The organism is Rhodocyclus tenuis (assembly GCF_014197755.1).
GTDB lineage: Bacteria > Pseudomonadota > Gammaproteobacteria > Burkholderiales > Rhodocyclaceae > Rhodocyclus > Rhodocyclus tenuis.
Genome location: NZ_JACIGE010000012.1, coordinates 14,787 through 27,017, shown reverse-complemented (window position 1 = coordinate 27,017; position 12,231 = coordinate 14,787). Strand labels below are relative to the sequence as shown.

The window sequence follows — 12,231 nt, the reverse complement described above, 5'->3', positions numbered from 1 at the left end:
GACCACCGGGCGGCCAGCCATGAGCATCACTGAATTCATTCGAGACAGCATCTTCCTGCCGCGCCTGCAAAAGGCGGGCTGCATGGTCGTGTACGACGCGGACCGGCGCTACCACGGCATTTGCGCCGCCATGGCCAGCGACAAGCTGGCGGTGGTTGATGCCTCGGTGAGCAGCATCGACAGTCGCCTCGCTGCGCTGCAGGCGCTGCGTGATGTGGTGGCGAAGCCGCTGCTCGGCTTGCTGGTGTATGTGCCGACGCGCATGCCCGAAACCGACGAGGACCATCAAATCGATCCCTTTGCCGCCATCGCAGCCGCCGGAACGACGTTTCCGAGTGGCGACGGCGATGGCTATGAAAGCCTTTGCCTCAAGGCCAAGCCCGACCACACGATGGCGATCCGGGCGATCTTTGCCGAGGACGCGTCGCCGAGCTTTGCGGTCATCGACGCCGTCGGCGGCGGCCTGGGCTGGCCGAACCTGCGCGCGCAACTCGACGTCGAGTCGGCCCGCGACATCCTGTTCGCCCTCTTGGTGCCGAGCGCCGCGCAACAAGCGGCATTGAAGGCCAACGAGGGCTGGGTATCCGAGATCCGCGACCTGCTGAAGAACAGCCTGGGGCTGGTGCTGAAGACCAAGGGCAAAACCTGGTCGTCTATCGCCGACGAGCTGTGGCGTTTCGTACTGTTCAGCGAATTCGTTTTCGATTTGCCCGATCCCCTGCCGAATGCGCTCGCCGATGTGCCCAAGGCCGAACGGGTGGCCAAGCCACTGGTCGAGGATTTATGCGAGCGCCTGCGCAATGACCGGCGCACCCAGAGCACTTACATCGACCGTGCCGAGGAAATCGAGAAGGATCTGAACCTGATCGGTCACTGCGGGCATTGGGCCGACCTCGGTGATCGCGATACCTTCCCCTTCGAGGAGCGCACCTTCCTCACCCGCGCGATCGAGGCGCTCCTGCGCGACGACCTCGAGCGCGTGCGGCATATCCTGGAGCGCCATGAGCGCTCGGTATGGACCGGCAAGGGCGAGAGTCGCGCGCAGTGGGACTTGATCCGCTCGGCGGTTGGCTTGCTGCAGAGTTGCGACGACCTCGAACGGCAACTCTCAGACCACGCGCGCAATCTCGATAACTTGCTGGCCTTCTATATCGGCAGCCTGCGCGAGGCGGACCGTCTGCATCGGGAGTTCGAACAGGCCGTCAGCGACTATGACTGGCAGGACGTGCCGGGCGTGATGATGCCGGTGAAGGGTAGGGTGCGCCGGCAGTACGGAAAGCTGGTCGAGAAAGTGCAGCTGATCTTCACGCGCCATGTCGAACAGACCGGCTGGCCGCTGGCGGGACAACTGGCGAACGCCGACGTCTTCGATCGCATCGTCGCGCCGAAGCTGCAGAAGAATGGCCACAAGGTGGCCTTCTTCATGATCGATGCGCTGCGCTATGAGCTCGGCGTCGCCCTCGAACGGCAATTGGCCGAGGAGGGGCAAGTCGACGTGCAGGCGGCACTGGCGCAATTGCCGAGCATCACCGCGGTTGGCATGGCCAGCCTGCTGCCCGGGGCCGGGCAACTGCTGAAGCTGCGCAAGGACGGCCTGGGCATGGTTCCAGTTCTCGGCGACCAGGTCGTCGATACCGTCGCGCAGCGCATGGATGTCTTGAAGAAGCGCTACGGCCAACGCTTCCAGGAGGGGCGGCTGGAAGATTTTGTGCGCAACCGTTTCGATGTCTTGCCCGACACCGATCTGCTGGTGTTGCGCTCGGTGGAGATCGACAGTTATTTTGAAAACCACCCCGACACCGCGCCGGCCGAGATCACCAATGCGCTGAAGCGAATTCGCCTCTCGATCAACAAGCTGAAGGACAAAGGCTTCAACGAGGTGGTCATCGCCACCGACCACGGCTTCTTCATGAACACGCATGCCGGCGCTGGCGACGTGTGCGCCAAGCCCCAGGGGAACTGGATGACGGTGCATGATCGCTGCGCGCTGGGCGATGGCTCTGCCGACGGTCATCACTTGGTCGTCAGCGCCGAGAAGATGGGCATCCGCGGCGACTTTCCCAAGTTTGCCGCGCCGCAGACCTTGGCGGCCTACCGCAACGGACTGCTGTATTACCACGGCGGTGCGTCCTTGCAGGAATGCGTGGTGCCGGTGATCTCCATGCAACTGAAGACGGCCACGCAGCCTGCGGTGAAAAAAGCCTCGGTAGCGATGAGCTACCGGAACGGCGCCAAAACCATCACCACACGAATGCCGGTAATCGATCTGGCGGTGGACACCGCCGACATGTTCTCGACCGACAGCGACTTCGAGATATTGCTGGAGGCCCACAACAGCGCTGGCGATGTGGTCGGCGAGGCCAAGGCGGCGGGCGCGGTGAATCCGGCGACCGGCACCTTGACGCTGAAACCCGGCGACAAGGTACAGGTCACCATCAAGATGCAAATGGAGTTCGAAGGAAAATTCAAGATCAAGGCGCTGCACCCTTCGACCTATACCGTCTATTGCCAACTCGATCTCGAAACCGACTATGCCGTCTAAGACCATGAATGAGCTCGACCAGAAGCTGATCGCCGCCTTTGACGGTAAGGTGCTGCGCAAGGATCTGCTGCACCGGATCAAGAAAGGCACCAACGTCCCGACCTTTGTCCTGGAATTTCTGCTGGCCAGGTTTTGCGCCAGCGATGATCAGGCGGAAATGGATTCGGGCATGGAAGCGGTGCTGGCCAGCCTGCAGGACAACTACGTCAAACCCGACGAGGCCAACGCGGCGCAGTCGAAAGTGGCGACCAAGGGCAAGCATCGTTTCATCGACAAGGTACATGTCCGCTACGTCGAGAAAGAGAAGCGCCACTGGGCGGCGCTGGAGAACTTCAACTCGCAGCGCATTGCCATCGGCGAAAAGTTCTATCGCGATAACGATCGCCTGCTGGAGGGCGGCATCTGGGCGGAAGTGACGCTCATGCACAACCCAATCGAGGACGACGACTACGCTTTCTACATCGAGGACCTGCGCCCGATCCAGATCAGTCGCTTCGATTTTTCGCGCTACATGGAGGGGCGCAAGGCGTTCACTCGCGACGAATGGATCGCGGTGATCCTGCGCACCGTCGGGCTGGAGCCGACCAAGCTGTCGCAGCGCGTGAAGATGCACTTCATCGCCCGTCTGGCGGCCCTGGTCGAGCCGAACTACAACTACATCGAGCTTGGGCCGCGCGGCACGGGCAAGTCCTACTTCTTCAGCGAGTTTTCACCATACGCAACGCTGATTTCCGGGGGCCAGGCGACCAAGTCGGCGCTGTTCTACAACAATGCGCGGCGCAAGGTCGGTCTGGTCGGCTTCTGGGACACCATCGCCTTTGACGAGGTCGGCGGCATCAAGGTGAAAGACCCGGACACCATTCAGATCATGAAGGACTTCATGGCGAACGGGCGGTTTTCGCGCGGCGTCGAAGTCATCGCCGATGCCAGCCTCAGCTTCGTCGGCAACTTCGACCTGTCGATTCAGCAGGTGGTCAATTCGGATCGCTACGACCTCTTCCAGCCCCTGCCCGCTGAGTTCGACCTAGCCATCATGGACCGCTTCGCCGCCTACATTCCCGGTTGGGAGATGCCGAAGAACAGCAGCGACTTCCTGACCAGCAACTATGGCTTCATCACCGACTACCTGGCGGAAGCCTTCCACTACCAATTCAAGCACACCAATCGCTACGAAGAAGTCACCAAGCGCATCCGCCTTGGTCAGGCGATCGAGGGACGCGACGAGAAGGGGATCAAGAAAACCGTCTGTGCCTTCCTCAAAATTCTGCATCCGACCGATGCACCGACGGACGAGGAGTTCGAGGAGTACGTGGCCTATGCGACGGAGTGCCGGCGCCGGGTGAAGGAGCAGATGAACAAGCGTAAACCCGACGACGAGTTCGCCAAGATCAACCTGTCGTATTTCGACGCGAGCGGCGCCGAGGTACTGGTGTTCTGCCCGGAGTCAAAGGATGCGCTGGCCACCCAGGAACCGGCACGGCGAAACTTGAATGTCGGCGCAGGGCAAGCGAGTCAGGCGAAAGAAGCGGCACCTGCGGCCCAACAGGCACCGGCAAAGCTGGAACCAGCAACTCCCGCAGTCCCCGCAATTGCAAAAGAAGCCATTGCGCCGCCGGTCGTGCCTGAGCTCAAAGAGCAGCACTTCTCGATCATGTACGGCGACATCGGCTACAGCTACGAATCCATCCTCGGCCCCTACCTCGTCGGCGCAAAGGAGGTGACGATTGAAGACCCGTACATTCGCCTGCAGCACCAGATTCAGAACTTCGTGCGCTTCTGCGAAACGATCCTCCACGCCGGATCAGTGAAGCACATCAAACTGGTGACGGGTTACGACGACAACACGCAGCTTACCGACATCGCCGAGAAACTCGACGAACTCAAACAGAGCCTGCTGGATATGGATGTCGAACTGGAAGTGAAGCTCAACCCCAACCTGCATGACCGGGAGATCCGCCTGGACAACGGCTGGGTCATCAAGATCGGGCGGGGATTGGACTTCTATCAGAAGCCGGCTGGGTGGTTCGAGGTTGGCGTAAGTGATCTAAGTTTGCGGAAGTGCCTGGAGACGAAGGTCGATATCTTCCGGGGCTGACGCTCGGTTGGGAATGGGCACAAAGCCCACTCTCCAAAGAAAAATGGGCTAGGCCCTGAGGACCTAACCCATTGAATTTTCTGGCGCGCCCGAGACGATTCGAACGTCCGACCCTTGCCTTCGGAGGGCAATACTCTATCCAGCTGAGCTACGGGCGCGTGCAGGGGCGTAAGGATAGCGGTTTCGCCGGCGGGCGTCCATGCCGGGCGAGCCGTGCGACTCTCCTGGGGGTTTCCGGGGCGAGCGGGCCGCGCCAACCTCGCGAGTGCAACTGTTCGCTACGGCGCCTTCGCTCGCGCAGAAGCCACTGTTTTCAAGGGAACGAGTCAGCGCGCGCGCGGTCTTCAAGCAGGTTAACGATTCGCGCAATTCTCACCCTTTCGCCTGGAGGCCTCATGTCTGAAAACCCGCAGGAAACTCCCCACTCTTCGCAGAAGATCCTCTATGTGACGATTGCCGTTGCGCTGCTGGCGATTGTGGTGATCTGGCCCCTCTCGATGCGCGGCAAGGGCGGCGCTCCGGCTACTGGCGACGATTCGGTCGAACTGCGCATCCAGCCGGTGGCTCGCGTGACGATCAAGGGCGAAGAACCGGCAGCGGCGAGTGGGCCGAAGGATGGTGAATCGATCTACAAATCGGTGTGTTCGGCGTGCCACGGCAGCGGCGCACTCGGCGCACCGAAGGCCGGCGACAAGGCGGCGTGGACGCCGCGGCTGGCGCAAGGCAAGACGGTGCTCTACGCCAGCGCGCTCAACGGCAAGAACTCGATGCCGGCCAAGGGTGGCGCGACCAGTCTTTCCGATGCCGAGGTGAAGAGCGCGGTCGACTACATGATCGGGCTGGTGAAATAGCCGGGCCTGGACGGGGCGAGCGATGAGGCCCTTGCGGCCGCACCGCTCGCCCCGGCACCCGCAGACCACAACCAAAAGCCCAATATATACATATAGTTATAAAACACTCCTGCCGACACCCCGGGCAGGTCTTGGCAAGCGGCTTACTTCGCCTTGTTGCCGAGCATCGCCTTCAGCGCGTTGAGTCGTGCCGAGCCGGTCGCCTTGTCGGGCGGACTGGCGGCCTTGCCGCCGGAAATGCGCATTTCGCTGTCGGCCATTTCAGCGATGAAGCGCGACGGCTCGCAGGGGACCAGTTCGCGCGCCTGCTTGCGCTTCTCGCAGTGCGAAAGGTGCAGCGAGCGCTGCGCGCGCGTGATGCCGACGTACATCAGCCGGCGCTCTTCCTCGATCTTTTCCGGCGCCAGCGATTCGCGGTGCGGCAGGATGCCTTCCTCGACGCCGACCAGAAAGACGTGACCGAACTCCAGCCCCTTGGCCGCGTGCAGTGTCGATAACTGAACGGCGTCGACGTCGGCCTCGCCCTTGTCGAGCAGGTTGATCAACGCGATCGTCTGCGTCAGATCGATCAACGTCTTGTCCTCTTCCTCGCCCTTCTTGCCGAGCCAGCCGCAGAACTCCTGCACGTTGCCCCACTTGGTCTGCGCGGCGCGCGGCTCTTCGTGGTCGTAGAGCCAGGCTTCGTAACCGATGGCGGTGAGCATGTCGGGCAGCACCTGCGCCGGCGGCTCGCGGCTGGCGCGCCACTCAAGACGGTTGATGAAGGCACAGAACTCGCGCAGTGGCTCCACCTGCCGCGCCGGAACTCGGTGTGCGAAACCTTCCTCGCAGGCGGCGGCAAAGAGCGAGATGTGGCGTTCGCCGGCATAAGTGCCCAGCGCTTCCAGCGTCTGCCCGCCGACGCCGCGCTTGGGCGTCGTCACCGCGCGGATGAAGGCCGGGTCGTCGTCGCTGTTGGCCAGCAGGCGCAGCCAGGCGGTGATGTCCTTGATTTCAGCCTTGTCGAAGAACGACTGCCCGCCCGAGATCAGGTAGGGAATGCGCTGGTTGCGCAGCTGCTGCTCGAAGATGCGCGCCTGATAGTTGCCGCGGTAGAGGATGGCGTAGTCGCGGAACTGGCCGCGATTTTCGAACTTGTGCGCCTGCAGCTTCATCACCACGGTTTCGGCCTCGGCCTCCTCGTCGCGGCAGACATTGAGCGTGATCGGGTCGCCAAAGCCGAGTTCCGACCACAGCTTCTTCTCGAACAGCTTCTCGTTGTGCGCGATCAGCGCGTTGGCGGCTTTCAGGATGCGTACCGTCGAGCGGTAATTCTGCTCGAGCTTGATCACCTTCAACTGCGGGTAGTCGCGCGGCAGACCGCGCAGGTTCTCGATGTCGGCGCCGCGCCAGCCGTAGATCGCCTGATCGTCGTCGCCGACGGCGGTGAACGCCGCGCGCGGACCGGCAATCAGCTTCAAGAGCGCGTACTGGCAGGCGTTGGTGTCCTGGTATTCGTCGACGAGCAGGTACCGCAGGCGGTTCTGCCACTTGGACAGCACTTCCGGGTGCTGCAGGAAGAGATCGACCGGCAGCGCGATCAGGTCGTCGAAATCGACCGCCTGATAGGCACGCAGCGTCGCCGCGTAGCTGGCGAAAACGCGCGCGGCGAGCGCTTCGTGTTCGTCCTGCGCGTCCTTCGCGGCGGCATCGGGCGACACCCGTGCGTTCTTCCAGCGCGAGATGATCGACTGCAGGCGGCGAACCGTCGCCTTGTCCACCGTACCGGCGAGGTCGGTGATGATGCTCTGGCAGTCGCTCGAATCGAAGATCGAGAACTTCGGCTTGTAGCCGAGCGCAGTGGCCTCTTCGCGCAGGATGCGCACGCCGAGCGAGTGAAAGGTCGAAATGGTCAGGCCCTTGCCCGACGAGGGACCGAGCAGCTTGTCGATGCGCTCCTGCATCTCGCGCGCCGCCTTGTTGGTGAAGGTGATGGCGGCGATGTTTGCCGGCCTGAAGCCGCACTCCTGGATCAGGTAGGCGATCTTCTGCGTGATCACGCGCGTCTTGCCCGAACCGGCGCCGGCGAGCACCAGCAAGGGCCCGTCGAGGTAGCGGATGGCCTCGCGCTGCGGCGGATTCAGACGATCGGGAGGCTTTGCGGACATCGGCCTGGCATCTGCGGGAGAGGGGCGCGGATTCTAGCACGCGGCCCCGGGCGCTCCCGGCGACGGCACCGGTTCACCGCGGGGGCGATAGCGCGGCGGCCAGCAGGCAGAACCAGCGGTGGCGGCAAACGTCTCGCCACCGCCGCTCAAATCAATTGCCGACGGCGCCGAACACCTTCGAGAGCAAATTCGAACCGGTACCGACCGGGTCCTTGCGGATCGCCTTCTCCTGCTCGGCGATCATCAGATAGAGGCCGTCGAGCGCCTTGCGCGTGACGTAAGCGTCAAGGTTGGCGTCCTTCTCGTCGACCAGCCCGAAGCGCGCCGCCTTGCCGGCATAGCGGTCGTACTGCTCGGCGAGCTTGAGGCGCGCGGTCGCTTTCTTGACGATGGGCAGGAATTTCGTGCCGATCGGCGAAGCGGTGGTGCGGCGAAAGTACTGCGTCGCCGCGTCGTCGCCACCGGCGAGAATGCCCTTGGCGTCGTCGAAGCTCATGCTCTTCACCGCGTTGAGCAGGATCGGTTTCGCTTCGCTGACGGCCGACTCGGCGGCGCGGTTCATCGTCTCGACCAGCTCGTCGGCCTGCTTGCCCATGCCGAAAGCACGCATGCCGCCCTCCACCTGGCGCAAGCCGTCGGGCAGCGGAATCTTCACGCGACTGTCGCCAAGAAAGCCGTCGCGCTTGCCGAGCTGGCCGACGGCAAGCTCGGCGCCACGACTGAGCGCCTCCTTCAGACCGGAAGCACTTTCCTTGGACGTCAGATCGCCCAGGCCGACGGCCTGCGCCGGTGCCACGGCAATCGGCCCGAGCAAGGCGAAAACGAGCGCACAGGCGCCCGCGACACGGTGAAGCAAGGCTGAATAACGCGGCATGGCAGCTCCTCAACGGCGATGACAAAGGAAATCGGCGGACCAGCCGCCAGCTTATGCCGCTGCCGCCGGGGCGGCAATGCGCACTTCCGGCAAGCGCGCAGGCGGCCGCCAACCCCGCTTCAATCGACCAGATCGTAGGCGCCGCCACGCTCCAGCGCACGCCGGTAGGCCGGCCGGGCATGGATGCGGCCGAGAAAATCGCTGAGCAGCGGCCGGCTGTCGTCGAGCACACCGCGCCAATGGGCCGCTTCGAGCGGGAAGCTCATCTGCACGTCGGCAGCGGTGAACTCGGTCCCGGCAAACCACGGCGCCTTGCGCAGCTCGCTTTCCATGTAGTCGAGGTGGCGATTGATGTCGGGCAGGATGAAGGATTTCTTCACCTCGGCGGCGATGCCGCGCGCCACCGGACGCACGAAGAAAGGCATCGGCGCCTTCTCGATGCGATCGAAGACGAGCTTCAGCACCAGTGGCGGCATTGCCGAGCCTTCGGCGTAGTGCAGCCAGTAGCGATAGCGCAAGCGTTCCTGCGTTCCCGGCGGCGGAATCAGGCGGCCATCGCCGTAGCGCTCGACCAGATATTCGATGATCGCGCCCGATTCGGCGATGGTCAGCTCGCCATCGGTAATCACCGGCGATTTGCCGAGCGGATGCACCCGGCGCAAGGCCTCCGGCGCCAGCATGGTCTGCGGATCGCGCTCGTAGCGCTTCACTTCGTAAGGGACGGCAAGCTCTTCGAGCAGCCAGAGGACGCGCTGCGAGCGTGAGTTGGCGAGGTGATGAACGGTAAGCATGGGGCTCCTTGCGTGGTTCGGGACGTGGATCCCGGTTTCGGTTCGTGCCCTGCCGCAGCAACTGCGAGCGACCGGCACTGACGGGAATGTCCGGGCTGAGACAGCACGACGCACGGCGGGTTCACCGCGTCCGCTCGCGGAGCTTGCACTGTTGCCGCGCAACAAAGCGCGCCATCGCCCTGCGGCAGAGCCTGTTGCAGTTTCACCACAGCGCGCGGCAGCGCAGCAACAAACCTCTTCAAACGATACTCATTCGCATATATAGTGAGAACGACTATTGTTACAGTTATAAGTTCGGCTGTACCGACCGATTTCGATCCGCATTCAACCTCTCTGGAGCTTCCTCATGACCGTGCTGAAAAACCTCTTTGCCGCATCGGCAATCTCGCTTGCCATGCTGACTTCCACCGCCGCCATCGCCGTCGAATACCCGATCGGCACACCGCAGCAACGAAACGGCATGGAGATCGCCGCCGTCTATCTGCAGGCGATCACGATGGAGCCGGAAGGCATGATGAAGAAGGTGGAAGAGTCGGATATCCACATCGAGGCGGACATCAAGGCGCTCGGCAACAATCCGAACGGTTTCGAGGAAGGCGCCTGGATTCCCTACCTCGTCGTCAAGTACGAAGTCACCAAGATCGGCACGACGCAGAAGGTCAGCGGCGAATTCATGCCGATGGTCGCCAACGACGGTCCGCACTACGGCGACAACATCAAGCTGTTCGGACCGGGCAAGTATCTCGTCAAGTACACGATCCTGCCGCCCTCGGCCAATACGCAGGGCCACTTCGGTCGGCACACCGACCGCCTGACCGGCGTTCGTCCCTGGTTCAAGCCTTTCGAAGTCGAAAACGAGTTCACCTTCGTCGGCATCGGTAAAAAGGGCGGGTACTGAGCGATGAAAGCCCCCGCCCACCTGCCGCAACTGCGGCAGAAACTGCGCCCCCTGGCGCTGGCCTGCGCCGCCGCGCTCGCGCTTCCCGCAGTTTCCGCCACCGCCGCGCCGGCCAAGGACGAAACGCTGCGTCTGCTGGAAAAGATGAACGCGCGTCTGGAGCAGCTCGAAAAGCGCAACGCCGAACTGGAAAGGCAGATCAAGGCGAACGCACAGGCAGCAGCACCGGCACTCGAAAAACGCGTGAAAACGCTTGAGGAATCGCAGGCGCGGGTCGAAGACGGCCTGAATAGTGCCAACGTCAGCGAAAACGAGCCGGAACTGACCTACCGCCTGAAGGCCATCGAAATGGATGCGCTGTCGATGAAAAAGGCGGCGAAGAAAGTCGATGCGCTCGACGGCATCAAGGCCGGCATGAGCCTGACCACTGTCGCGCAACACGCGAGTGGCCTTCGTTCAGGGACCCAGGACGCCGGCAGTCAGCTCAACTACCGCGCCGACGTTACCGTCGAATTGCCGCTTGATCCGATTGCCGACATCGACCAACGCGTCTTCGCGCACGTCCGTATTGGTCAGGGTCAGGGTCTGAACGCTCCTCTGACGAACCAGGGAGCTTTTGGTTCGGCTCCCAACGCAGTCGCCTTCCGTGCGAGCGGCGCCAGCCCCGATGACTCGGTCGCGATTCTCGGCCAAGCCTGGTATCAGGCGAGCATTCCGCTGCCCTTCGGCGGCTTCAAGCCGCGCTCGCGCGAAAAGCTCGAGATCACCTTCGGCAAGATGGACCTGTTCGGCTTCTTCGACCAGAACGTTGCCGCCGGCGACGAGGCGCGCCAGTTCCTCAACTCGGTCTTCGTGCACAACCCGCTGCTCGACGCCGGTGGCCAGATCGGCGTCGACGCCAACGGCTTCCAGCCGGGCTTCGTTGCCTCCTACCTCAACGAATTCAACAAGCCGGAACCTTGGCGCCTGTCGTTCGGCGTCTTTGGTTCCGGACCGAAGGGGTCGAACTACCAGCGCAGCCTGACCTCGCCGCTGCTGATGGCGCAAGCGGAAAAGACCATTCGACTCTTCGACGGCCTTGCTGGCAATTACCGTGTCTACGCTTGGCATCGCAGCAAGGGAATCGACTTCGGCGCCGCCGAAAACGTTAGCAAGCATTCCGGCTGGGGCTTTTCCGCGGACCAGCGGGTCGGTGACGGAATCACGCTATTCACGCGTTACGGTCAGCAGATCAGTGGCGCGGTACGCTTTGACCGGGCCTTGACCGTCGGTAGCGAACTGAATGGCTCGTACTGGTCGCGCGGTGGTGACTCACTTGGCGTCGCTTATGCAAGCCTGCATGCCAGTGATGAATATCGCTCCGCTGGTGGTGAAGGATGCCTGGCTACCGACAGCAATGGCGACCCGATCAACTGCTTCACCTATAACCCGCAGGGTGCGGAGCGCATCGCCGAGCTCTACTACCGCTACCGCATCACCAAGCAGTTCGAGTTGTCGCCGAACCTGCAATACATGGCCAAGCTCGGCGCCAACCCGGACGCTTCCGCGGTGAAGATCTTCGGTCTGCGCGCACAACTCGCCTTCTGATCGCGAAAGGAACAGCCATGACCGTGCGCCACGCGCTGCATGCCCTCAACCGCCCGGTACTTCTCGCCGGACTGCTGCTGTTTGCAGCGCTGGCGCCGGTGCATGCCGACGATTTGCCGACCTTCAACCTGTTGATCAAGGCCGGCCACTTCGTTCCCGAAACGCTCGAAGTGCCGGCCGGAACGAAATTCCGCCTGCTGATCAAGAACGAGGGACCGGGGGCGGAAGAGTTCGAAAGCATCGAACTGAAGAAGGAGAAGGTGCTCGGCCCGGGCGCCTCGAGCTTCCTCATCTTCCAGCCGCTGAAACCGGGCAGCTACAAGTTCTTCGGCGACTTCCATCCGGAGACCGCGCAAGGCCGGATCGTCGCCCGCTAGCGCGTCCGGTCGTTCGCGTCCGGTGATTCGTGAAATAGCCAGCAGATACAGCCAGCCAAAGCTCGAAAG

9 protein-coding genes and 1 tRNA gene are annotated in these 12,231 nt (G+C 62.7%); 6 read left to right on the top strand and 4 right to left on the bottom strand.

What is annotated here, in order from left to right; translation table 11 throughout:
* Positions 1-19 precede the first annotated feature (19 nt).
* Together GGD90_RS14690 and brxL are read left to right on the top strand one after the other, a co-directional pair.
* A complete protein-coding gene (locus GGD90_RS14690) occupies positions 20-2,542 on the top strand; it encodes a PglZ domain-containing protein (RefSeq protein WP_153114804.1) in 2,523 nt (840 codons plus the stop codon).
* 4 nt (positions 2,543-2,546) lie between these two features.
* Entirely contained in the window at positions 2,547-4,637 is a 2,091-nt protein-coding gene (gene brxL, locus GGD90_RS14685) for a BREX system Lon protease-like protein BrxL (protein ID WP_153114805.1), read from the top strand.
* Positions 4,638-4,718: 81 nt separating this feature from the next.
* On the opposite strand, the gene GGD90_RS14680 is transcribed toward brxL, so the two are convergent.
* Positions 4,719-4,795, bottom strand: a tRNA-Arg gene (locus GGD90_RS14680).
* A 237-nt stretch (positions 4,796-5,032) separates the two neighbouring features.
* Between GGD90_RS14680 and GGD90_RS14675 the strand changes: the two genes are divergently transcribed.
* Positions 5,033-5,488, top strand: a complete 456-nt coding sequence (locus GGD90_RS14675; protein WP_153114806.1) for a c-type cytochrome — start codon at positions 5,033-5,035, stop codon at positions 5,486-5,488.
* Between the two features lie 143 nt (positions 5,489-5,631).
* On the opposite strand, the gene GGD90_RS14670 is transcribed toward GGD90_RS14675, so the two are convergent.
* From GGD90_RS14670 to GGD90_RS14660, 3 genes are all read right to left on the bottom strand, one after another.
* On the bottom strand, positions 5,632-7,635 hold the full coding sequence (locus GGD90_RS14670; RefSeq protein ID WP_153114807.1) for a UvrD-helicase domain-containing protein: 2,004 nt from the start codon (positions 7,633-7,635) through the stop codon (positions 5,632-5,634).
* A gap of 151 nt (positions 7,636-7,786) precedes the next feature.
* Complete coding sequence (locus GGD90_RS14665; protein ID WP_153114808.1) at positions 7,787-8,509, bottom strand: DUF4197 domain-containing protein; 723 nt, start codon at positions 8,507-8,509, stop codon at positions 7,787-7,789.
* 119 nt (positions 8,510-8,628) lie between these two features.
* Positions 8,629-9,300: a glutathione S-transferase family protein gene (locus tag GGD90_RS14660; RefSeq protein ID WP_153114809.1), complete on the bottom strand. Its 672-nt coding sequence runs from the start codon at positions 9,298-9,300 to the stop codon at positions 8,629-8,631.
* A gap of 346 nt (positions 9,301-9,646) precedes the next feature.
* On the opposite strand from GGD90_RS14660, the gene GGD90_RS14655 reads away from it, so the two are divergent.
* The 3 genes from GGD90_RS14655 to GGD90_RS14645 are packed head-to-tail and all read left to right on the top strand — an operon-like array spanning position 9,647 to position 12,162.
* Positions 9,647-10,198, top strand: a complete 552-nt coding sequence (locus GGD90_RS14655; protein ID WP_153114810.1) for an iron transporter — start codon at positions 9,647-9,649, stop codon at positions 10,196-10,198.
* Between the two features lie 3 nt (positions 10,199-10,201).
* Entirely contained in the window at positions 10,202-11,785 is a 1,584-nt protein-coding gene (locus GGD90_RS14650) for a carbohydrate porin (protein ID WP_153114811.1), read from the top strand.
* 17 nt (positions 11,786-11,802) lie between these two features.
* Positions 11,803-12,162 (top strand): cupredoxin domain-containing protein, encoded by a 360-nt coding sequence (locus GGD90_RS14645; protein WP_153114812.1) that lies wholly within the window; start codon positions 11,803-11,805, stop codon positions 12,160-12,162.
* The last annotated feature ends 69 nt before the right edge of the window (positions 12,163-12,231 follow it).